Here is a 24360-nt window from a genome sequence, read left to right on the forward strand (position 1 = left end):
GTATGGATTAATGATACAAAAAATATCCAGCATTTTTATGCGCGGAGGCAGCTAAAATATAACGAAACGGGTATACGAAAATGAGGCGGGAATAACGGTAGCAACAAACGGGGGTATCTCCTGGAGTGGTGGCAGGGCCGCTATGGGCGGCACCTGCCTTCCGGGTATATCAACAACTTAATCCTTTACATCATACAAAATAACAAACTCTACTCTTCTGTTCTTTGCCTTGCCGGCTTCGGTGTCATTGGTGGCCACCGGGTCGCGGTCAGACAGGCCCCAGGTAAACATGCGGTCATTGCTGACATTATAACTGCTGAGCAATTTTTTGGCTCCGGCAGCACGCCTTTCAGATAAATCGCGGTTATAGGTAACAGCCCCTGTATTATCAGTATGACCAGTGATCAGGATTTTTGTTTTGTTGTACTTGTTCAGCACTTCCGCAAAATGTCCGAATGTTGGCTTTACGCTTTCATTCACCTGGTCGGATGCCGTGGCAAAAAGAACGTTATTGGGGAAGATCACTTTCAGGCTGTCTTTGATGATGCTCACTTCGGCCTCGTTCAATATATTTTTCAGCTCTTCATATTGCTTGTTCATATATACATGCTGACTGCTGCTTTTCTTTGAAGCTGCGCAGGAAGCCATAAAAGCAACGGCTACGATAGCCAGCAGGTAATAACGTGAGGTCAGGAACATTCTTTTCATTATCGGGTGTGTTAGGCCACAAAGGTATGTAAAATAGCCATTATCAAGCTGTTGCACCGATAATCTATAATATTCACAAAATCATATATGCGTTAATGCTATAACTCCTCCCAGGTATCTGCGTGTATGCGTCCTGCAGGATATCGAAAACAGCTGCTTCCACGGGGAACATCCTCCCGGACCTGCATGGCAGTAAAATGACCGGCATTCAATGTGGCCAGTTTAGGAAGATCGGCTAATGTCACCGGAACGCCATTTAATGCTTGTTCGTAAATCATTTCTGTTGACATCAATTACTTTTATTTCTTTGCCACTCAAGGCTAAGGAGTATTTATTTTTTAGAAAAGATAGGGAAATATCATTTCTTTGAGACCTTTCGATCTTAAACAGCAGGAGCAAAAAACAGGTATTCCTTCGTTAACAGGCGCAGGAGCTGTATATATATTGGCAGATTTTAATGGTGAACAATTCATGAAAAAATTACTTCTACTAGTTCTTTTAGCCTTTTCGGGCGCCGCATCTTTTGCGCAGGAGGCATCGCAAAAATCCAAAGTTTTCTGGCAGGAAAATTTCAAAACCGCGGAGCTCCCGGCAGGATGGAAAAATGTGGATTCCAGCAAACGGGATTTAAACTGGATCGTTACAGATCAACCTTACCCAGGCTCCTATCAATACCAACAACAGGCACCACCCATTGCATCTAAAAGCCGCGGTCATCATTTACAATTTCAGGCAGGCTATCTTGTGGATGAAGATCAACCTTCCTGGGTGAAGAAAAAAGTATATCCGGATACCTGGATACAAACCAGCAGTATTAACTGTGCCAACAAATCATCTGTTATCCTTCGCTTCCAGCACACGTTCCGGTACAACAGCGAATTTGCTGCACCGGGAGCAGCGTTGCTCGTAGGTGTTAGCACAGACGGCATCAAATGGACCGACTACAATGTGATGAATAATGTACCGCCGGCCAATGATATGTTTATACCTATCAATCAGGAACTCAACATCACGGCGATTGCTGCTAATCAACCAAAAGTATATATCCGTTTCTATTGGAAAGGATTTTACAGCTGGTACTGGATGATAGATGACATTGAACTGGCGGAAGCTTATAAAAAAGACCTGGCAATTACCCGCCTCGTTTCACACAATGAAGAGAAGAATACCTTCACTACTGCAGATGAACTCACCGTTACGGTAAAAAATACCGGCATTGAAACATTGAAATCTGCTTTTAAAATAAGTTGCAAAATCGATCAGCAGAAAGAGATAGCCGCAGTAATACCCGCCAATAAAAAGGGACTGGCACCGGGACAGGAAATGACCGTGAAATTTCCGCCAACAGATCTAACTGACCGCACCTTGCATGCACTTGCATTCACGCTTCACTATGACGGAGATGAGCATGCGTTCAATGATACACTTCGTGCCCGGGTGAATGCCAAAGAATCACACGTTGGTAACTTAACCGACTTCAAAGGAACGGGCAATGAGTTTAATATCAAATCCGGCTTATCGGCCTTTAAACTGATTTTTTATACCGATGATATCTTCCGCATCTGGATGGCGCCGGATGGTGAGTTCAGCAATCCTGCCGGCAATGATATTGTGGTGGATTACACACCAAAGCCATCAACAGTAACGGCTACGGATAAAGGAAGTTATTACCAGGTAAAAAGTAAAGACTGTATCGTTCGTGTATATAAACAACCATTGCGGTTTGCGATGTATGACATCACAGATACCCGGGTGATCTGGGAAGAATCTGCGCCGATGTCGTTCGGATCCAGCACCACGCAAACCATGCGCCGGCAGCCCGATGAATACTTTTATGGCGGCGGCATGCAGAATGGCTACTTCTCGCACCGCGGACAGGAGGTGTTAATTGAAAAAGGTAATGGATGGGATAATGGAGGCAGACCCAACCCCGCCCCTTTCTATATGTCTACTGCCGGATATGGCGCCTTTAGAAATACCTTTGACGTGGGCCGTTATTCTTTCAAAGAAGAATTACAGTTTGCACATAATGAAAACCGTTTTGACTGCTTCTATTTTTATGGCCCTGCTTTAAAACAAATCCTCAACGGCTATACGCAGATAACAGGCCGCCCTTTCTTAATGCCACGCTGGGCGCTGAGTTTAGGCGATGCCAACTGTTACAATCGTGGTGGCAGCGGTACTGATTCAAAAGCGTATAAAGGTACCGGTACTACCGGCACCACCCCGGATGTAATTAAACTGGTGGCCGATAAATATGTGGAAAACGATATGCCCCGTGGCTGGATATTACCTAATGATGGTTACGGATGTGGTTATACGAAATTAGATTCTACCATTACAGAATTGCATAAACGCGGCTTCTATACCGGCTTATGGACTGAAAACGGTGTCGACAAAATCGCACGTGAAGTAGGCACCTATGGTTCCCGCCTCGCAAAGCTGGACGTAGCCTGGGTAGGACCAGGTTATAAATTTGCATTGGATGGCTGTAAAGCAGCCTATGAAGGTATTGAAAACAACAGCAATGCCAGGGGGTATATCTGGAGCGTAATGGGCTGGGCTGGTACGCAACGGTATTCTACTGTTTGGTCCGGCGATCAGTCCGGCAACTGGGAATATATCCGCTTCCACATCCCCACCATTATCGGGGCGGGGCTTTCTGCACAGAACGCCGCTACCGGCGACGTAGATGGTATCTTCCGCGGCAGCGACTCTACCTACGTACGCGACCTGCAATGGAAATGCTTTACGCCGGTATTTATGGTGATGAGTGGCTGGGCAAAGAAAAACAAACAACCTTATCTGCAGGGAGAAGCCAATACGGCCATCAACAGAAAATACCTGCAGCTGAAGATGAGAATGACACCGTATATGTATACCCTCTGTGCAGAAGCACATGAAACAGGAGTACCTGCTTCCAGGGCCATGGTATTGGAATTTCCGGAAGATGAGATATGCAAGGGTACCCAAACGGAATATCAGTTCATGAACGGGCCTTCCTTGCTGGTAGCACCCGTGTATAAAAGTGAAGGAAAAAGAGATAGTATCTATTTACCACAGGGCACCTGGTTTGACTACTGGGATGGCACTGCGTATTCCGGCGCTACCGTTATCAATAATTACACCGCGGGACTGGAGAAATTGCCGTTATTCGTAAAACAAGGCGCCATTATTCCGATGTATCCACTCATGAATTTTGATGGGGAAAAGAAAACAGATACACTGACACTCGATATCTATCCTTTTCACAAATCATCTTTTGATCTGTATGAAGATGATGGGCTGACACGCGACTACAAAGCCGGTGCTTTTGCTAAAACATTGATTGAAGTGGACGCTACCAAAGGAGTGCAGGTGAAGATCAACGCAGCAAGAGGTGAATTTGAAGGTAAGAATAAGCAAAGAATCTATTTGCTGGACGTGCACCAGCCGGCTAAACCTAAAAAGGTAACTGTCAATGGCCAGTCTTTGAAAATATATACGGATCTGTCAGCGTTCGACAAAGCGGCTACCGGCTGCTATTTCAGCGCAACGGAGAAAAAAGGCACCCTGCATATTAAAACGAACTGGTTAAGCACTGCTACCACACAGGAAGTGAACGTGTTATAACCAGGAATTACGAATTAGGAATTACGAATTACGGATTTGCGGGTAGATAAAAGCAGATGATCAACATTTGCCTATCTACCCACAAATCCGTAATTCGTAATTCCTAATTCGTAATTCCCTATATTTATCCCTGTTAAACACCAAAAACGATGAAAGGACTAATTCTGTCATTAGGTGCACCCAATGACACCGCCGGCAACCTCAGCCCCATAGCCCTGGACAGGTTAAATGCCGTACTGCAGATTTTCCGCTACAACCCTCAATTCCTCATTGCCTGCACCGGTGGCAAAGGACCCCATTTCAATGAAACGGAACATCCACATTATCATTATTCGCAGTGCTACCTGCAAGCCCATGGAATTCCTGCGTCCGCACTGACGAACCCGGTAAATTCCGCCAGCACCATAGATGATTTCGTGCAGGCAAGGGCGTTAATATATACCATGGCGCCGGATATATTGTGGGTGGTTACTTCCGACTTTCACGTACCTCGGGCAAAGATAGTCCAGGCACAAAAAGTCAACTATCCCAACACCATTTTCTGGGGAGCCCCTTCTTCCATGACGGCGGAAGAGCTGGAAGTATTACTCGCACATGAACAGAAAGCGATGGCTGCTTTATCGATGTAACGCTATCCTCATTGCTGCAAACAAGAAAGCAATTAATTACTATCTTGTACTGCTATGAATACCATTCCACTGATACAAAGCATACTGGGATTGCTGGCTGGCATTGCCCTGATTGTGTTGCTCACTGCCCGTTTCAGGGTACATGCCTTCTTCGCGTTATTATTGGCCAGTATACTTACCGGTGGTATCTTAGGACTGCCTGTCACTGAAATAATCGGCAGTATCAAAACAGGTATTGGTAATATCATCGGTTCATTAGGATTGCTGATTATTCTCGGCACTACGCTGGGATTAATACTGGAACATAGCGGCAGCACTACCGTGCTCGCCAATTACGTACTACGCCGCACCGGCACGGGACGCTCCGCCATGGCGATGAACATCATCGGCTACCTGGTAGGCATGCCCATCTTCTGCGATTCAGGATTTATTGTACTCAGTGGATTGAACAAAGCATTGGCCAGACGTTCCGGCATTCCGATGATCGTCATGGCTTCTTCGCTGGCTACCGGTCTGTATGCAGTGCATTGCCTGATGCCGCCGCATCCGGGCATCACCGCGGCGACCGGTACTATTCATGCCGAAACAGGAAAGGTGATGTTATACGGATTACTCATTGCCATTCCCGCTGCGGCCAGTGGGTATTTTTGGTCCGTATTTGCCGGACGCCGGATAGCCGTTACCGTTAGCAACGATGCTGTTGTTGCTGAAACAACCCTGCAAGGTCCTTCCGTCCTGATGTCCATCTTACCGGTGGCTATCCCTATTCTGCTCATTGCCATCCGTTCGCTCAGTAGCCTGGAAGTAACACATCCCTCTCCCTTTCTACAGCTCATCGCCATACTGGGGATCCCGGAAGTAGCGCTCAGCACAGGTATCCTCCTGGCGCTGACGCAACTGAAAAGTAATATGAGTACTATCCTGCAGGAAGGCGCAGAAAAAGCAGCCGGCATACTCATCATCATTGGCGGTGGCGGCGCATTTGGTGCCATTCTCGCCAAAGCAGATATAGGTAGTCATATTGCACAAAACCAATCCGTCGCTGCCATGGGGCTGCTACTGCCTTTCCTGGTCACCGCCCTGTTAAAAACAGCCCAGGGTTCTTCTACTGTAGCAGTCATTGCCGCAGCCGCCATCATGCAACCCCTGTTACCTGTGATGGGCCTCGACTCCGCAAATGGACGCATCATCTGTGTACTGGCGATGGGCGCAGGTTCCATGATGATATCACATACCAATGATGCCTATTTCTGGGTGATTTCCAAATTCTCCGGCCTGGAAATTAAAGAGATGCTGAGGGTGTACAGCACCGGGAGTATTGTTATGGGTCTGGTATCTGTGGCAGGAGTTTATTTACTATCGTTGTTGCTGTAGATAAATTCTACCTATGAATTGCTTTCTTATTTTTTACTGTTTTACTGGTCACCTTTCTGGACGGAACACGCTTCTTCTTACCGGTTGTTTTATAATGAGAAATAACCTCGCTAATCATTTTTTTATCCTTTTCCGTCAAGGGCTTGGGATCAACAACAAATTCCACACCTTTGGGTTCAGTAATATATCCCATATTATTTATTTAAAAAATACTTACAAACTAGCTTCAAAGCTGCATCTGGAAAGATATTTTGATTGTCTGGGCATCTACAAATTTACAAAAAAACATTCAGCTCAGCGCCTGCTCCAGATCCCGCAAAATATCCTCCACGCTCTCCAACCCCACACTGATACGGATCAACCCATCAGAAATTCCCGCTTTCTCCCTGTCTTCTTTCTTCATTCCGGAATGCGTCATAGAAGCCGGATGTGATACCAGCGTATCCAATGTTCCCAGCGATACGGCACGTACACACATCTGAAGCCGGTCAATAAAACGCACAGCGGCATCAAAACCGTTTTTCAATTCGAAGCTCATTACGGCACCGGGATAGCGCATCTGGCGGGCAGATAATTCATAATCCGGATGAGAAGGCAGTCCGTTGAAATTTACTTTTGCTACGGCGGCATGTGCATATAGAAATTCCGCTACGCGCATGGCATTGCTGCAATGTTGTTTCATGCGCAACTCCAGTGTTTTAATGCCCTGAACCAGCAGGAAGGTGTCGAAAGGGTTGGCGCAGCCACCCAGTAATTTGGCAGTCTTATTCACTTTCTGCATCAGTGAAAGGTCTTTCCCAAGAAGTACACCGCCAATGGCAGTGCCATGACCATTCAGGAATTTGGTGGTGGAATGAAATACGAAATCGGCGCCATACCGGAAAGGCTGTTGCAGGTATGGTGTAGCAAAGGTATTATCAACGCTTACTTTCACGGAGTAGGCATTGGCTATTTTACAAACAGCGGCAATGTCCACACAGCGCATAGAGGGATTGGCGGGCGATTCAATATGGATCATCCTGATGGTATGATCTTTCTGCAACAGTTTCTCTACACTATCCAGGTCATGCAGATCGGCGATCAGCGCTTTCACGCCGAATTTCGGGAGGAAGTCGAACAGGAACTCATGGGTCCCGCCATAGAGGGAGTAATGAGTGAGCACCGTATCTCCGGTTGCTACGTTCGCCAGGAACATGCTGGCCATAGCTGCCTGTCCGCTGGAATGCAGCAAGGCTTTCAGGGGCAAAGGGCTGCCATCTTCCTGTACAATACCAAATGCTTCCAGTGTGGCGATCAGTTTTTCCGCTACCGATACGGTAGGATTACCAAACCTGGAATAAATATACCCTGGAGCCGTGCCGGAGAAACGGTCCATTCCCTGTTGTGCGTTATCGAAGGTAAAGGTAGCGGTAGCGTAAACCGGTACCACGTGGGCATTTTCTCCCATATCAGACTGGGCGGCATGGATGGCGGCAGATGCCATTTCTGTAAATTGCGGATGATTTTCCATGCGCTAAATTAATGGTTTCTGAAATTGATTTCCAGGAAAAAAAGTCGCGGCAGAAAGAAAGCGCTTGCTGGAAAAGCGGAAATGATATAATATTGATCAATAGTTTTTGCCATAAAATCCAGAACACGCTTTGAGTTTAACTGAGGACAGGCTTCTTTTTTCAAAAATTGCAGATGGAGATGAAACAGCCTTCCGTTTATTGTATCATCGCTACAATGCAGTACTGTTAGGGTCTGTAAAAAAACTACTGAAGTCAGATGCAGCTGCAGAAGAAGTACTACAGGAGGTTTTTCTGAAAGTATGGCTCATACGTCATACCCTGGGAGCTATTGAAAATCCCGGTGGGTGGATGTATACACTGGCGTCTAACTATTCGCTTTCTGTACTGAGGAAACATGCACGGGAAAGAAACCGGCAGGATGATATCGCAGAAGATATGCCTGACAATGAAGATGTATCGGCCGGCATCTATGCCAGGGAATTACAGAAACTCATTAAACATGCAGTGGAAAAGTTACCGGCCTCCCGCAGGGAGGTTTTTATGATGAATACCCAGGACGGCAAATCCCGCAGGGAAATTGCAGAAACGCTGAACATATCCGAGCACACGGTCAAAAACCAACTGGTTACCGCCCGTAAATTTATTCGTGAATACCTGGAAAAACAAACAGGAACACGACTTCCTATCCTACTGATTATACTCCTGTCCAGATTTTTTTAATTTTTTTTAAAGACGCATAGTACAGTATCTGTTTCACAGCGTCTATGAGCAAAAGAAGGGATTGTATCGTGGAAGCAAAAGAGTACTACCGGTTTTTATTGCATCGTTATTATAACGGTACCGCTACCGCAGCGGAAGAAGAAGAGCTATTCGCTGCGCTGCGTGCAGACGGTGAGGAAGAAGAATGGACAGCCATGATCAGTGAGCTGCATGCTTCCGCTACCCCCGACCCTGCATACAACCCGGCCCTGTACGAAGCCACCATTAATCAGATCCTGCAACCGGTGGCGGTTACCCGGAAAATAAAATCTTATCGCTGGTACTACGCTGCCGCAGCTGCTGTGCTGTTGCTGATAGGCGCTGGCGGTTACCTGATGCGGCAGCATCGGGACACACAAGCACCTGTGTTAGCGGCCATTACCACCGATGTAAAACCCGGTAAGAACGGCGCGGTACTCACCCTCAGCGATGGCAGCCAGGTAGTACTGGACAGCCTGCATAACGGCATTATCAGCACACAACAGGGCACAAAGCTGCTGCTCCACAACGGACAACTGAGCTATGATGCTTCAGCCGCTGGCACGGTAAGCTATAATACCATGACCACACCCAGAGGCCGGAAATTCCAGCTGCAACTGCCCGATGGCACCCACGTATGGATGAATGCCGCCAGTGCCATCACCTTCCCTACTGCCTTTGCCGGCAACAACAGGAGTGTAACACTTTCGGGAGAAGCTTACTTTGAAGTGGCCTCCAATGCTGCGTTACCATTTATCGTACATATCAACAACGAAACAGCCGTGGAAGTCCTCGGCACACATTTTAATATCAGCTCTTACCACGATGAAAACAACATCAGCACTACCCTGCTGGAAGGTGCTGTGCAGGTAAAAGTAAAAGAACAAGCCAGGCGCCTGCAGCCAGGACAACAACTGGACATCAACAAAACATCCGGTGCAACCACGCTCAACAAACAGGTAGATACGCTCGCAGTAATTGCCTGGAAAAACGGCACACTGAACTTCCAGGATAAAAAACTTACCGCCGTCATCAGCATGATTGCCCGGTGGTACGACATTGACGTAGTATATGAAACAACACCTCCTGATATCACATTTGTAGGAGAAATAGGCAGTGATGTAACACTGGCCAGCGTACTGACATTCCTCCGGGAATCAGGTATCCACTTCCGTTTGGAAGGCAGAAAGTTAATAGTAGGATCTTAAAATATCATGTTATCAGACAACCAGAAAAAAGAATGTTATAGAAAAACGGTGAACTAAAATTCAAACATCTATGCAAGGATACCTGTAATAAAAAACCGAAGGTGTTTCGACCACCTCCGGCTAAAAGATTACAGCTATGCAAAACAGTTGAGTATTCCATACAACTATCTATTTACAAGCCAAATCAATGCAAAGCTATGCAAAAAATTGCTCTTTGTAACCAGCCCCGTCATGTACCTACATCAGGTAAAGTACTGACCAGGAGCTGGTTTCCAACCAAAATGCTGTTAGTTATGAAACTGACGTTTTTATTGCTTACGGTCGTTCTGTTAAATGTGCATGCCACGGGATTCGGGCAACTGATTACCTGGTCAGGCAGGAATGTACCGGTAGAACAAATCTTCGCTGTCATCAGAGTACAATCCGGCTACACCGTGGTAGCCAGCAGGGAAGTATTGAAAAAAGCGAATCCTGTGACCATGAAAGTGGAAAATGCATCCATCCAGGCATTCCTGGACCTGATGCTGAAAGGACAGCCGTTGAAATATGAAATCGTGAACAAATCCGTTTTCATTTCTCCCAAAGTGGCTACCCCTAAGGGAGAAGAAATAACGCTGGCCACTCCACCAACAGATGTAAAAGGAAAAGTAACCGATGAAGCAGGCGCACCTTTACCCGGTGTGTCTGTTAGAGTAAAAGGTAGTTCCCAGGGCGTGAGCACCGGCAACGACGGTAGCTATGCCCTTCACATTACCGCAGAAGGCCCCCAGATATTGGTATTTTCCTACCTGGGCATGATACCGCAGGAAGTAACCGTTACCGGCAACGGCACTTTCAATATTGTATTGAAAGCATCCGTAGAACAACAAACGGAAGTGGTAGTGGTAGGTTATGGTACCCAGAAAAGAAGTGATGTAACAGGCGCAGTGGCATCTGTTCCTAAAGAAAGGCTCCACAATTTACCCGTTACCAACGTTTTGCAATCGATTCAGGGAACAACTCCCGGCGTAAATATTGTCAGCAACAGCAGCAAGCCAGGCAGCTCCCCTGCCTTCTATTTACGTGGACTCAAATCCATCAGTGCCAGCAACTCACCATTGATCGTATTGGATGGTATCCCCTTCAGTGGCTCTTATAATGATATCAACCCGAATGATATTGCCGCCATTGATATGTTGAAAGATGTATCCGCATCTGCCATCTATGGCGCCAGAGGAGCCAATGGCGTGATCATGATCACCACCAAAAAAGGAAAAACCGGTAAACCTGTTATTTCCTACAGCGGCTACGCCGGACCGGAATATCAATCCAACACGGTACAACAAATGGATGGTGAACAATACCGCACCAAAAATCACTGGTATAATATCCAGGCCGGCCGCCCAGACGCACCAGACCTGCCTTACCTATCTGAACAACAGAATTTTGCCAATGGCAAACCAGAAGTAGACTGGCTCAAAGAAATCCAACAACAGGGATATATCCACAGTCATGAACTGAGCATTTCCGGTGGTACCGATAATGTGAAATATTATATCTCCGGTACTTACCTGAAAGAAGATGGTACCGTCAAAGGGTTCCAGTATAACCGCGCCAGCATCCGCGCCAATGTAGACGCGAATGTAACTCCCTGGATGAAAGCAGGTGTGAACATGTTCTTTGTAAACAATAACCAGGACGGTGGTAAAGCCACTCTCTTCGATGCCAATGCACTCAGTCCTTATGGTACCCTCTACAATGCCGCCGGTGACTATGAAGTATATCCCATTGCACCGCAAACACTGTATATGAGCCCGCTCATCAACCTATATAATCCCGGATTGGACCGTGGCAAAAACATCACGGCCAGCGGCTATGCAGAAATAGCACCTACCTTCCTGAAAGGACTGAAATACCGCATGAACGCCTCCTACTCTTTCCGGCCCAATCGCACCAGCGACTATTCCGGTCGCAAAATGGGCGACATGTTAGGTACTGCTAAAGTGTACAATGAAGAAAACAAACAGTGGATCGTTGAAAATCTCCTGACGTATAACCTGCATGTGAAAAAACATAACCTGGATTTCACGGCCTTATATAGTGCCCAACAGGATGAACAATTCACATCACAACTGGATGCCAACTCTTTTATAAATGATAACCTGGACTTCAGTAATATGAAAGCCGCGCAGGTACAGAAAACGACTACCTCCTATACCGGCAGTGCCCTGTTATCACAGATGTTCAGAATAAACTACAACTACGACAGCCGCTATCTGCTCACTGCTACTATCCGCCGCGATGGCTATTCCGGATTCGGCGCCAATAACAAGTATGGCGTGTTCCCGTCTATCGCTGCCGGATGGAATATCCAGCAGGAAAAATTCATGGCCGCTGTACCTACGATTTCCCAGTTGAAATTAAGGGCTTCCTATGGTAAGTCCGGCAACCAGGCAGTAGGCGCTTACCGTACGTTAACAAGAATGACAACCGCCAATTACATCTACGACGGCGCTACTGCCATAGGTGTTGTTCCCTCTACACTGGGGAACCCTAACCTGAAATGGGAAACCACTTCCGGATTAAATATTGGCCTTGATTTCGCCGTGCTGCACGATCGCCTCAGTGGTAGCATTGAAGCTTACAGCACACATACCAACGACCTGTTGCTGAGCAGAAAAATACCTGCTATCAACGGCTATACTTCTGTATATGACAACATCGGGGAAACTGCCAACAAAGGACTGGAAATATTACTGAACAGCCGGAACATTGAATCCGATAATTTCTCCTGGCAAACATCTTTCAACATCTCCTTCAATAAAAATAAAGTAGTGGCACTTTATGGTGATAATAAAGATGATATCGGCAACAACCTGTTTATTGGTAAATCAATGCTGGGTATTTACGATTATACCATGGCCGGCATCTGGCAGGTAGGTGAAGATTCCAAAATCGATCCGGGTACCAAACCAGGCTATATCAAATTCAAAGACATTGATAACAGTGGTAAAATAGATGCAGCTGATCGTTCTTATCTCGGCTCACAATTACCCAAATATGTAGCCGGCTTAACCAATACTTTCCGCTACAAAAACTTTACACTGAACATTTTCTTCCAGGACGTACATGGCTCATTACGCCCAAATAATATTCTTGATAACAGAGACCAGGCCGGTATTGTAAACCTGCCGGCAGACATTCCTTACTGGACTTCTGACAACAAGATCAATACCAATCCATCACTGCCTTATACCAATCCTAAAGGATATAAATACGCACAGGACGCCTCTTTTATCCGCCTGAAAGACGTTACACTCAGTTATAATTTTGATAAACAGGTATTACAGCGTCATAAAATTTCCAATCTGCAGGTGTATATGAGCGGTCGTAACCTCGCCACCTTTACCAAATGGAAAGGTTATGATCCGGAAACATCTCCCTCTGCTATCGCTACATCAGGTACTACTAAAGACATGCGCTTAGCCAACGGACAAGGTCCTGATCAGCAGAGTTCAAATTTTTATCCGCTTAACACCACCATCATCATGGGGGTAAATATCAGTTTCTAATCTAAAAAGATATGACCATGAAAAAGAGCTTATATATATGCGGAATGCTGGCAGCAGGTGTATTCATCACCTCCCTGTCTTCCTGCAGCAAAAGTTTTCTCAACGAACAGCTGAAATCTGATTACGCACCGGATAATACCCTCGTAGATCCATTGGGCTTTGAAGCTGCCAGCACCGGCATGTTAAGCATCGTGCGTGCCGACTATGGTGATGTGCAGGGCTTACTGGCCACTTTTTACGTAGGTACCGACATGGCTATTACCGGGCAGCCCAACACAGTACAGGCGCCTTACGAGAATTACCAGAATCTAAATTCTCAAACCGGCTCCCTGAGCAGTATCTGGAACTGGGGCTATAAAGTGATCAACGCAGCTAACGTAGTCATCGATGCTTCCGCCAATCCCAAAGCATCACTAACGGATGCACAACGTGACTTCTATAAAGCAGAAGCCTGTTTCTTCCGCGCTTATGCATACAATCACCTGTCTATTTTATTTGGCGGTGTACCACTGATTACGGCGCCGGTAGCCGTTCCACGCACTGATTATACCAGGGCTACAGAAGATGCGGTAATACAACAGATGATCACAGATCTTACTTTTGCAGAAGCACATCTTCCGGATCCTGCCAATGTGGTAAAACAGGGTCGCATCAATAAATTCGCAGCCACAGAGCTGTTAGCAGAAGCCTTACTCCGTGCCAAGAAACCGGCAGATGCAGAAGCTGCTGCCAAAAGAGTGATCGATAGCAAATTCTTTACCCTGATCACCAACCGCTATGGCACTAAAGCATCCCTGCCCGGTGATCCGTTTGCGGATATGTTCACCTACGGCAACATGCGCCGCAGCCAGGGCAATACAGAAGCCATCTGGGTAATAGAACAACAATACAATGTAACCGGTGGTGGTGCTGTTACCAACTTTGATCAGCGCCGCCGCGAATGGGGCCCCTTCTATGTGAACGTAGCCGGCATGAAAGTATGTGACTCCCTCGGCGGACGTGGCATAGGCAGGATCAGACCTACCAACTGGTGGACGTATGAACTGTACGAACAAAAAGACATGCGCAACTCTCCGTACAATATCCGCCGTAAGTATTATTACAATGATCCGGCCTCAGCTAAATACGGACAACCGGTCATCGTGAGCGGCTTCGATACTATCCAGAATATTTATGCGCATACCACTAAATGGTATGAGTTTCAACCGCAGGATATCCAAGGGGCGCAGTCTTATAAAGACAGGATACAAATGCGTCTCGGGGAAACTTACCTGCTGCTGGCGGAAGCACAGCTATTACAGGGACGTCCCGGTGATGCGGCCACCAGTATCAATGTGATCCGCGACCGCGCACATGCTACACCGGTACAGGCATCTGAAGTAACTATGGATTATATCCTCGATGAAAGAGCCAGGGAACTCACGGCCGAAGAACTACGCCGCCTCACCCTTATCCGCACCAAAAAACTGGTGGAAAGAGTCCGGAAGTATAATCCGAAAGTAGCTCCTACCATCAGCGACTTCAATATACATTTGCCTATTCCGCAATCGGAAATTGATGTGAACAAAGATGCCGTACTGCAACAGAACGAAGGATATAGCAAATAATCAGAACAGATGAACAAACACACCCTCATAACATTCCTGACTGTACTCCTGTTTTTACAGGGGTACGGACAGGAAGGAAGAAAAGTAATTCCCTTCAACGATGGATGGGCTTTCCGAAAAGGACCACTCACCGCTGATTCCAGCCAAACAGATACCACCTGGGCAAACGTGCACATTCCGCATACCTGGAATAACAAAGACATGCAGGAAGGCAAAAATTTTTATGCCGGCGATGCTTGTTATAAAAAGATTTTTAAAGTAGATCCGGCACTGAAAGGGAAACGATTATTTCTCCGGTTTGACGGAGTAGGCTCCGTGGCTACACTGTATATCAACAACCGGTTAATAGCCGAGCATAAAGGTTCTTACGCTGCTTTCTGCTTCGAAATCACCAACTCCGTAAAATATGGAGCAGAAAATACCATTGTGGTGAAAGCGAATAACCAGGCCCGGGAAGATGTACTTCCGATCAACAATTTCCTCTTTGGCATTTTCGGTGGCATGTACCGCCCCGTGAACCTGCTCATCACCAACGATATCAACATCACGACCACTGATTACGCATCGTCCGGGCTCGCGATCAGCCAGGAAAATGTCAGCGATAAAAACGCAGACATCAGCGTAGTTGCAAAAATTGAAAACAAACAATCACATCATACTACTGTACAGGTACAAACTGAGATTAAAGATAAGCAGGGAAAACGTATATCCGTAGTAGTTAAGGACGTGGTACTCAGYCCACAGGGCATTAACATCATCCGGCAGAACCTTCCCGTTACACAGCCACACCTGTGGAACGGCATGAAAGATCCGTATCTTTATTCACTCACCACTTCCATCATCGCAGCGGGTCATATCATTGACGCAGTAACACAACCACTGGGCATACGCAGTTTTGACGTGATCCCCGGCAAAGGCGTTTTCCTGAACGGACAACCCTACGTCATGCACGGTGTTACCCGTCACCAGGAATGGCAGGACTGTGGCAACGCGCTCAGCAACGAACAGCATAAAGCGGATCTGGACCTGATCCGCGAAATAGGCGCCACCACCATCCGCTTTGCACATTACCAGCAATCGGATTATCTCTACTCCCAATGTGATAGCATGGGTTTTGTGATCTGGGCAGAGATACCCTTTGTTAATAACTTCTCGGGAAAAGAAAGTGAAAACGCCCGGCAACAACTCACAGAACTGATACGGCAAAACAGGAACCACCCCGCTATTTATGTATGGGGCATGCACAATGAAGTATATTCCAAAACACCCGATGAACATGTGGCGGTGTTAACACGACAACTGAATGACCTGGCTAAAACAGAAGATCCGGGCCGGTATACAGTAGCTGTAAGTGGTTACGGTGAAATGAACCGTCCCGCTAACCTGGCAGCAGACATACAWGGCATGAACCGCTACTTCGGCTGGTACGAAGGAAAGATCAACGACATAGAAGAATGGGTAAGCGGACTGGAAAAAAATTATCCTGACTATAAACTGATGCTCACAGAATATGGTGCAGATGGAAATATTAACCAGCATACAGATAGCCTTTCTACAGATTTTGATCCGGTAAGCGGACAATTCTTCCCCGAAACCTATCAAACAGCTACTCACGTAAAACAGTGGTCTGTCATAGAAAAGCATCCTTACATTGCCGCCTCGTATTTGTGGAATATGTTTGAATTTGCCGTTCCCATGTGGAACAGAGGTGGTGTAAATGCACGGAATTTAAAGGGTTTAATCACCTATGACCGCAAGCAGAAAAAAGATGCTTTCTACTGGTATAAGGCTAACTGGAATCCGGAGCCAATAATCTACATCGCAGAGCGCCGCAATAATATCCGGAAACAGGCGCAGGTGCAGGTGGAAGTCTTCAGCAACCTGGAAAACATCACACTTACCCTCAACGATGGCAAGCCGGTAACCGGCCATCAGGGCGCTAACCATCGGGATTTTATTTTCGACAACATCCTGCTCAAAGCTGGTATAAATACCCTGAAGGCTACGGGCACTCATAATGGAAAAGCTATAACAGACACTATTACCTGGACGCATTAACTGATAACGATGAACAAATTTTGTACGGCTGCTGCCACCGCATTGCTGTTATTACAACTACAAAGCCAGGGCCAGACAAGCATACCAGCAAAAGATAGTATCACACTCGAACATGGCGCGCACCGCACCGGCAACAGAACAGATGCCGACATGGAGCGCTGGAGATCCCTGCGCCTCGGACAGTTCATTCACTGGGGATTGTACGCCATTCCAGGCGGCGAATGGAAAGGCAAAACTTACAATGGCGCAGCCGAATGGATCCGCTCCTGGAAAGAAATGCCACAGGCAGACTATGATAACTTATACAAACAATTTAACCCCGTTAATTATAACCCGGACCAGTGGGCCCAACAAGCGAAAGACATGGGCGCCGGCTACATGATTATTACCACCAAACACCATGATGGCTTCTGTTTATGGCCCAGTAAGTATAGCCGCTACACGATAGCTGCTTCTCCCTGGAAAAAAGATATCATTGGTCCCATGGTTACCGCGTATAATAAAAAAGGTATTGATGTATACCTCTACTTTTCTATCATCGACTGGAACCATCCTGACTACCGCGCGTCACTGAAAACGCCGGCGGACAGTCTTGCCAACAACCGTTTTAAAGTGTTTGTAAAAAACCAGCTACAGGAACTGCTGTTAAAATATCCAACGGTAAAAGGGTGCTGGTTTGACGGCACCTGGGATGACTCCTGGAAAAATGATGGCGCCTTTTCAGATGAACTGGAACAGTACCTGCAAAAAATACATCCGGGCCTGATCATTGGCAGCCGCTTACGCGCCGACGAAAAAGGCGCCAGGCATTTTGACTCCAATGGTCACCTGATGGGCGACTATGAACAGGGCTGGGAGCGCAAGCTACCGGAAAAATTTGCCGACATACATGGTAACGACTGGGAAGGTGTGATGACCATTCCGGAAAATCAATGGGGCTATAATGCGAAGTGGGCAGGGCATATAAAAACGTCGAACGAATTAATTGAAATGCTGGTAAAATCTACTTCCCTTGGCGGCAACTTCGTGATCAACTTTGGGCCTAAAAGCGATGGTACTTTCCGTACAGAAGAAGTGCAGCGCATGCAGGAAATTGGTCAGTGGATGAAAACAAACGGCGCGGCCATCCGTGGCGGTGGCTATGCCGGTTTTGAAAAACAGGATTGGGGTTACTATATCCGTAAAGCCAGTACCGACAGCGTTTTTATGGTGGTATGCAATGTACCGGTATCCGGTAGTCTCCGTGTAAAACTACCAACACAAACCACGCTGACAAAAGCGGCTTACCTGGACAATCCAACACAGACACTCTTACCGGAAGTAATTGGGAAAAATGAATACTTCCTTCACCTGGATGCTAAAAACTATCATACGCCGGTAGTCATTTTATTACAAACCAATCGTAGCGGCAGTGGTGATAACGGGCACTTTGAAAAAGCAAAGACCTGAATTAGAATTACGAATTAGGAATTACGAATTACGGATTTGTGGGTAGATAGGCAAATGTTGATCATCTGCTGTTATCTACCCACAAATCCGTAATTCGTAATTCCTAATTCGTAATTCTAATCTACCTTCGAAAGAAAAAAGGTTATGATAGCATTCTTAGGCATGGGCCTTCTGGGATCAAATTTCGTGAGGGCACTTATCAGTAAAGGAGAAACCGTACAGGTATGGAACCGCACTACCGCTAAAGCTACCGCGCTGGAAACCTATGGCGCCAAAGCATTTGCTGAAGTGACCGAAGCCGTAAAAGGCGCAGACCGCATACACCTGACACTTAAAGATGACCATACCGTAAATGAAGTACTGGAGGCAGCGCTCGCAGGACTGAAGCCAGGGGCGATGATCATTGATCATACCACTACTTCTGCCGATGGCGCCGTTGCAAGAACGAAAGAATGGGCCGCACGTGGATTCACGTACCTGCATGCACCCGTATTTATGGGACCTTCCAATGCGCTGGAAAGCACCGGGTATATGCTGGTTTCCGGCGATCAGACAGTGATCAGCAACATCACACCAGCCCTCGCTAAAATGACCGGCCAGGTGATCAATTTTGGAGATACTGTTGGCAAAGCAGCCGGCATAAAACTAATTGGTAACAGCTTCCTGGTTAGTCTGACGGCTGGCCTCGCAGATACCCTGTCACTCGCTAAAGCACTCGACATCTCTATCAGTGATGTCAGCACCCTATTTGGTACCTGGAACCCCGGCACAGGGGTACCAGCCAGACTGCAAAGGATGACGTCTGGTACCTATAACAATGCTTCCTGGGAACTGAGCATGGCCCGGAAAGACACGCAGCTGTTTATTGATGCCGCAAAAAAAGGCGATACCCATCTGGCAGTATTACCGGCTATCGCAGCAGAAATGGACCGCTGGATAGAGAAAGGTCATGGTAATGATGACTGGACGGTAATAGGAAAAGACAGCATAGAAGGAATTACGAATTAGGAATTACGAATTACGGATTTGTGGGTAGATAGGCAAATGTTGATCATCTGCTGTTATCTACCCACAAATCCGTAATTCGTAATTCCTAATTCGTAATTCTCTTTACTTACCCTCTCCTTTCAACGTCACCTTATAAGCGGTGCCAATAAACGTTTCTGCCTTCGGCTCTGTAATCACCTCTATGGTCATGCTACCTGGAGCAGGCGCAGTAAGCTTATAGTGAATAATGGCCTCGTTAGCGGCCGTAAAATCGATACGGGTAACACGCAGTTCATAGCCTCCGGTAGGCTTGCTGCCAGCGGAAAGTACAATACTGCTTACCTTGTCGTTTACCGGCGTGGTGGTAAAGGTAACAGCACCATCTGCCTTTTGTCCTTCTCCGGCATTTTCTTTATGCGACTGTATAAATTCGGCAGCTTTCTTTACCATAGTAGCAGCTTCTGCTTTGGTGATGTATGCCTTAGGACGGAAATTGCCGTTCTCCAGTGCCACTACATTGAATTTGATGAGCGTTTGTACGGCATTGAGAGCACTGCCTGTAAAAGACTTTTCATCTTTTATATTCAGCCACATCATATTCACCGGGTACTGGTTTTTAGCGGTGATGGCTTCATATAAAGCAAGAGCAAACTGCTCCCTGGTGGCTGGTGACTCCGGGTTCCGGTCACGGCCAGACTGGATACCGTTATTGCCGGCGATGATGAGCGACTGCGCATAAGGCGCTTTGTCATTGGCCAGTTTAAAGTAATCCGTGGCCTTAGGGGCTTTAATAAAGCGGATATTGTCGATATTTAAACCCAGACCTTTTACGATAAGATCAATGCCATTACCAAAAGAAATTCGCGATTGGGGTTTGGGGGCTGTGTATTCTGTTACAGGTTTATCTTTGCTGTAAAGGTCCTGAGGCTGTAAAGTCAGGAGGAATACCGGTAATGCTACTGCCGTGTATAGATTCATAAAAACAGGTTTTTATACGATGGGGCGAAATTAAGGTATTTGTGAATAGGTTTAAAAATCCGTGTAATCTATTACCCTCCTTCCGCCCGAATTCCACACTTTGGGGCACCCGCTCGTTTTCCCTTAATCAATAGCGGTGAGCATTAGCGGGTTTAAAATTAAAATTAATCCTAATGGCATCCACTTTGACTGTACGAAGGTGGACAAATATTAACGGATGAAAATTCTTATGGTAGATGATGATGCTGACGACCGGGATATCATTCGGTTTTCAATGGAGTCTATAAATGCACCTGATACGATTTCTTTTGCGGAAGATGGAGAACAGGCGCTGACTATTTTGCAGGAAAACGATGCACTTAGCCCGGTTCCGCTCCTCATTATATTAGACCTGAACATGCCCAGGATGAATGGCACGGAAACGCTCAGGAACCTCAAACAGGATGACCGTTTAAAAAACATACCTGTAATCATTTATTCTACTTCTATCAACCCTTTCGAAAAAGAGAAATGCATGGAACTTGGTGCACATTCTTTTATCACCAAGCCGATTTCTTACCAGGAAAGCCTGGATATTGCCCACACCTTCTTACGCTTTCTATAACTTGCTTAGTAAATAATCCTGAACGTTAAATTAATTCTTGGCTGCAAAGGTCGGGAGGACTTGGCTATACGATGCTCCCATTGTTGTTGCAGGTCTCCTTTCATGATCAGCAATGAGCCGTTGCCCAGCTTCAGGGAATATTTGCGCTGATGATCTTTCTTATGTCTGAAGTCAAAGTTCCTCGCCTGCCCCAGGCTTAAGGAAGCGATATTGGGATGCTTCCCCAGCTCTTGCTCATGATCGCTATGCCAGGCAACAGAGTCGTTACCATCCCGGTAATAATTCAGCAACACACTGTTGAAATGTAGCTGCGTGAAATCCTCCACCTTATGTCGCAATGCCAGCAATGCCGGAGTCCAGGGGAGTGGATCAAATTGTTTTTCAGAGAGACGATAACTGTATTTCGCATCTCCATACCAGGCCAGCAGTCGTGGTGTAAGGATCACTTTGTCTTTTATCGTTAGAGTAGATTGCTTCCAGGGCACGGTGCTAACCAACTCATTCAGGAGTGCGATGCCTGCTCCTCCTTCTAGGAAATGCGGATAATATTCCAGCAGATTCTCCGGAAAAAGCAAGCTCTCATTATCATCAAAAAAACTTAGCTGCGACATATGGTTGTATACTATCTCAATTTTATGCCAGAAGGTTCATTGGGTAATGAAAAACGCTATTTTACAGGTAAACGCCCCACCTCCGGAAGGGGAACTCAGGCGCTTAAAAAGAAGCAACATAGTCGTTCCGCAGCTCATCATTATTTCTTTTGCGGATTCAGTACCTGCAATGCTTTATACGCCGCGTTGTGCAAAATAGTCAGGTGCGTTTCCTCAGGCATGGGCACAAACACCACCGACATGCCCATTACCGGTTCCGCCTGTAGCTTATCTGACAGCGCCTTTGCATCATCTTCCATTTGTTTTCCTTCAGTACCCACCGCAATAAAAATCTGTGCATCTATTCCTGTATCACAGAAGGGTTTCTTTATTTTGGCCAGCAACGATTCATTGTCCCACCATAAGCTGGGGCTAATGATCACATAGCGGTTAAACAAATGAGTATGTTCCACCAGTATTTGGGTAGCCAGTAGACCGCCCAGCGATTGTCCAATGATAGTGCGGACATGGTTGGTTCTGAAATGTTGCTTTACATAGGGTTGCAATTCCTTCTCAATAAAACGGATAAATTTTGCAGATCCTCCTCCGGTAGGCAGGTCTTTTTTATCTTCCACCACCGTAGACGGAAAGGTAAAATCCCTTTTCCGGTCTATGTTCGCAATACCCACTATAATAGAAGGTGGCATTTGCTGGATCATGGTTAAAAATTGTACCAGTCCTGCTATATGCAAAAAGTCTTCATTCGCAGAACCATCCAGCAGGTATATGACCGGGTAGGTTTGTTGGATATTTTTTTCATATCCCTCCGGGAGATAAATATTCAGCGTGCGTGTTTCATTTAATTCCGTTGACCGGATCTGCTGTACTTCACCGATTGAAAAAGGAGTGGTTTGCGCATTTGCTGTACTAATGAATAAGATGCCAAGCAGAAAGATTAACAGACGCATTTTTTTCTTTCAAACTTAAGCATAAAAAAGATATCCACCGTTTGTTGGCTTAACAATGGCGTAACATGCCCCCGCTATATTTGTGATGTCATGATTAAAGTCCAGATACCCGATGGAAGATTTTTCTGCAATTGAAGTGTATGTGCGGGAGTGGCTGAATGGAAGCGACCTGCAGTTCAAACCTGTTTTTCATTATTGCTTTCCAAGGCTGTTAAGATACGCTGCCCGCTTTATCAACGATCATACGCTGAGTGAAGAACTGGCGATGAACGTACTATTTAAGGTATGGCAACAGAAAGAACGGATGGCAGGTATTGATGATTTCAACAGCTATCTTTTTATCATGATGCGCAATGAAGTAGTGAGTATGACCCGCCGGAAGAAAATGCTGACACAGGAGATCTCTCCGGACCACGACTACCCTGCTATTCAGCCCTCCGACAAGCTTCACTACCGGGAACTGGTGCAGCGCTACCAGCAATGCCTCGATAAGCTGCCCCCACGCAGAAGAGAAGCATTTGTGCTGAACCGAGAAAAGGGATTGAGTTATGCAGAAATTGCCAGCCAGCTGAACATCTCCGTTTATACCGTACAAAATCATATTGCCTCTTCTCTTAAAATGCTGCGCGCAGAGCTGCAGGACTATGCCGACCTCCTGCCATTTGTATTCCTTGCCTTACTCCCAATGTTAAGCGTATATTAATTCAACCTTTGCGGATAGTTTGACCGGTTTCTTACCTGCGTCTTATAAAGATGTAAACAGTTACCGTGGAACGACCAGCTAAAACATTCATGATTGCCTACTTCGCAGGAACCCTGCCGGAGCAGGACCGCAGCATCGCAGAAGATTATATTGCCAGTGGCCAGGATACCGCCTTTGTACAGGCCTGTATGGAAACGGCCTGGCATCAGACGACCACCGCAGGTATACATTACCTGCCCGACCAGGATGCCTGGGAAAAATTTTATCATCGTACCCGTATAGATATAATGGTGAAGGAACCTTTACCGCAACAGCAGCTGCCCCGCCGCCGTTTCCTTCGGGTTGGTATAGCCGCTGCCGTTATAGTGTTGCTTGGAACAGCCTATACTTTCTTTGCTTCCCGCTCCACACCAACACCTATCAGCTGGACCATGGTAACAGGTACGCCTATGCTGATAAAAAAGGTACAGTTGCCCGATGGTAGCAGCATCACCCTGTTTCCCGGCGCCAACATCCGTTATAATAATGAGTATAACCAGCACGAACGTACGATTTTACTGCAGGGCCGCGCCTTTTTTGACGTAGCTGCTGCCGCCGGGAAACCTTTCCTCGTTAAAACAGGTAACTACACCACACAGGTACTGGGAACACGTTTTGAAATACAGGAAGAAAGCAATCGTCAGCAACTATCCCTTATCCTCCAATCCGGTAAAGTGCAGTTATTAGCTGCAGACAAGCCGCTAGGGGACCTCCATCCGGGAGAACAGCTCCTGCTGCATACCGGCAACGGGCAGTTTAATATCCATCCTGTAGCCACAGCAACAGCTACCGCCTGGATAAGTGGAGAACTCAGCTACGAACAAACTGATCTCGTTGTAGCCTGCCGGGAAATGGAAGCATGGTATGGGGTACAGATCACCATACACCGGCCGGAACTGCTGCATAAACATATTACCGCCAACTTCCACCGTATGTCGCTGAAAAGTGTGCTGGACATCCTCTCACAAACAGCCCGCTTCACCTGGCAACAGGATCAGCAACACATACACATCTATTGAAACAGCTGTTAGCTGTTAGCTATTAGC

The 24360-nt window shown here is 46.5% G+C and carries 20 protein-coding genes; 13 read left to right on the forward strand and 7 right to left on the reverse strand.

Translation table 11 applies throughout. The features are described from left to right. Positions 1-177 precede the first annotated feature (177 nt). Both AC1DP6_RS12455 and AC1DP6_RS12460 read right to left on the reverse strand, forming a co-directional pair. A complete protein-coding gene (locus tag AC1DP6_RS12455) occupies positions 178-708 on the reverse strand; it encodes an OmpA family protein (RefSeq protein WP_477055109.1) in 531 nt (176 codons plus the stop codon). A 98-nt stretch (positions 709-806) separates the two neighbouring features. Beyond that, complete coding sequence (locus AC1DP6_RS12460; RefSeq protein ID WP_477055110.1) at positions 807-998, reverse strand: hypothetical protein; 192 nt, start codon at positions 996-998, stop codon at positions 807-809. Positions 999-1074: 76 nt separating this feature from the next. On the opposite strand from AC1DP6_RS12460, the gene AC1DP6_RS12465 reads away from it, so the two are divergent. The 3 genes from AC1DP6_RS12465 to AC1DP6_RS12475 all read left to right on the forward strand — a co-directional run bounded on the left by AC1DP6_RS12465 (position 1075) and on the right by AC1DP6_RS12475 (position 6323). Further along, entirely contained in the window at positions 1075-4320 is a 3246-nt protein-coding gene (locus AC1DP6_RS12465; protein ID WP_477055111.1) for a glycoside hydrolase family 31 protein, read from the forward strand. 149 nt (positions 4321-4469) lie between these two features. Further along, positions 4470-4949 carry a YdcF family protein gene (locus AC1DP6_RS12470; protein WP_441574264.1) on the forward strand — a complete coding sequence of 160 codons (480 nt, stop codon included), beginning with the start codon at positions 4470-4472 and terminating at the stop codon, positions 4947-4949. Positions 4950-5003: 54 nt separating this feature from the next. Then, on the forward strand, positions 5004-6323 hold the full coding sequence (locus AC1DP6_RS12475) for a GntP family permease (protein WP_477055112.1): 1320 nt from the start codon (positions 5004-5006) through the stop codon (positions 6321-6323). Between the two features lie 7 nt (positions 6324-6330). On the opposite strand, the gene AC1DP6_RS12480 is transcribed toward AC1DP6_RS12475, so the two are convergent. Together AC1DP6_RS12480 and AC1DP6_RS12485 are read right to left on the reverse strand one after the other, a co-directional pair. Continuing rightward, positions 6331-6516, reverse strand: coding sequence for a hypothetical protein (locus AC1DP6_RS12480; protein WP_477055113.1), 186 nt, complete (start codon positions 6514-6516; stop codon positions 6331-6333). 96 nt (positions 6517-6612) lie between these two features. Then, positions 6613-7833 (reverse strand): trans-sulfuration enzyme family protein, encoded by a 1221-nt coding sequence (locus tag AC1DP6_RS12485; protein ID WP_477055114.1) that lies wholly within the window; start codon positions 7831-7833, stop codon positions 6613-6615. Between the two features lie 130 nt (positions 7834-7963). Between AC1DP6_RS12485 and AC1DP6_RS12490 the strand changes: the two genes are divergently transcribed. The 7 genes from AC1DP6_RS12490 (at position 7964) to AC1DP6_RS12520 (ending at position 19453) form a co-directional block, all read left to right on the forward strand. After that, positions 7964-8554: an RNA polymerase sigma-70 factor gene (locus tag AC1DP6_RS12490; RefSeq protein ID WP_477055115.1), complete on the forward strand. Its 591-nt coding sequence runs from the start codon at positions 7964-7966 to the stop codon at positions 8552-8554. Positions 8555-8598: 44 nt separating this feature from the next. After that, positions 8599-9780: a FecR family protein gene (locus tag AC1DP6_RS12495; RefSeq protein ID WP_477055116.1), complete on the forward strand. Its 1182-nt coding sequence runs from the start codon at positions 8599-8601 to the stop codon at positions 9778-9780. A 293-nt stretch (positions 9781-10073) separates the two neighbouring features. After that, positions 10074-13331, forward strand: a complete 3258-nt coding sequence (locus AC1DP6_RS12500; RefSeq protein ID WP_477055117.1) for a TonB-dependent receptor — start codon at positions 10074-10076, stop codon at positions 13329-13331. Positions 13332-13348: 17 nt separating this feature from the next. Then, positions 13349-14938, forward strand: a complete 1590-nt coding sequence (locus AC1DP6_RS12505; RefSeq protein ID WP_477055118.1) for a RagB/SusD family nutrient uptake outer membrane protein — start codon at positions 13349-13351, stop codon at positions 14936-14938. 9 nt (positions 14939-14947) lie between these two features. Then, complete coding sequence (locus AC1DP6_RS12510) at positions 14948-16996, forward strand: glycoside hydrolase family 2 protein (protein ID WP_477055119.1); 2049 nt, start codon at positions 14948-14950, stop codon at positions 16994-16996. Between the two features lie 9 nt (positions 16997-17005). Further along, on the forward strand, positions 17006-18445 hold the full coding sequence (locus AC1DP6_RS12515; RefSeq protein WP_477055120.1) for an alpha-L-fucosidase: 1440 nt from the start codon (positions 17006-17008) through the stop codon (positions 18443-18445). Between the two features lie 144 nt (positions 18446-18589). Further along, entirely contained in the window at positions 18590-19453 is an 864-nt protein-coding gene (locus tag AC1DP6_RS12520) for an NAD(P)-dependent oxidoreductase (protein WP_477055121.1), read from the forward strand. A 102-nt stretch (positions 19454-19555) separates the two neighbouring features. Here the strand turns inward: AC1DP6_RS12520 and AC1DP6_RS12525 are convergent, their stop codons facing one another. Beyond that, positions 19556-20410 carry a protease complex subunit PrcB family protein gene (locus AC1DP6_RS12525; RefSeq protein WP_477055122.1) on the reverse strand — a complete coding sequence of 285 codons (855 nt, stop codon included), beginning with the start codon at positions 20408-20410 and terminating at the stop codon, positions 19556-19558. Positions 20411-20627: 217 nt separating this feature from the next. On the opposite strand from AC1DP6_RS12525, the gene AC1DP6_RS12530 reads away from it, so the two are divergent. Next, on the forward strand, positions 20628-21014 hold the full coding sequence (locus AC1DP6_RS12530) for a response regulator (RefSeq protein ID WP_477055123.1): 387 nt from the start codon (positions 20628-20630) through the stop codon (positions 21012-21014). Between the two features lie 5 nt (positions 21015-21019). Here the strand turns inward: AC1DP6_RS12530 and AC1DP6_RS12535 are convergent, their stop codons facing one another. Together AC1DP6_RS12535 and AC1DP6_RS12540 are read right to left on the reverse strand one after the other, a co-directional pair. Next, positions 21020-21625, reverse strand: coding sequence for an alpha-ketoglutarate-dependent dioxygenase AlkB family protein (locus AC1DP6_RS12535; protein WP_477055124.1), 606 nt, complete (start codon positions 21623-21625; stop codon positions 21020-21022). Positions 21626-21765: 140 nt separating this feature from the next. Next, positions 21766-22572, reverse strand: a complete 807-nt coding sequence (locus tag AC1DP6_RS12540) for an alpha/beta hydrolase (protein ID WP_477055125.1) — start codon at positions 22570-22572, stop codon at positions 21766-21768. 112 nt (positions 22573-22684) lie between these two features. Between AC1DP6_RS12540 and AC1DP6_RS12545 the strand changes: the two genes are divergently transcribed. Together AC1DP6_RS12545 and AC1DP6_RS12550 are read left to right on the forward strand one after the other, a co-directional pair. Beyond that, a complete protein-coding gene (locus AC1DP6_RS12545) occupies positions 22685-23275 on the forward strand; it encodes a sigma-70 family RNA polymerase sigma factor (RefSeq protein WP_477055126.1) in 591 nt (196 codons plus the stop codon). Between the two features lie 65 nt (positions 23276-23340). Further along, a complete protein-coding gene (locus AC1DP6_RS12550) occupies positions 23341-24333 on the forward strand; it encodes a FecR family protein (protein ID WP_477055127.1) in 993 nt (330 codons plus the stop codon). Positions 24334-24360: the final 27 nt, after the last annotated feature.

Source organism: Chitinophaga sp. 01L420 (genome assembly GCF_056399985.1).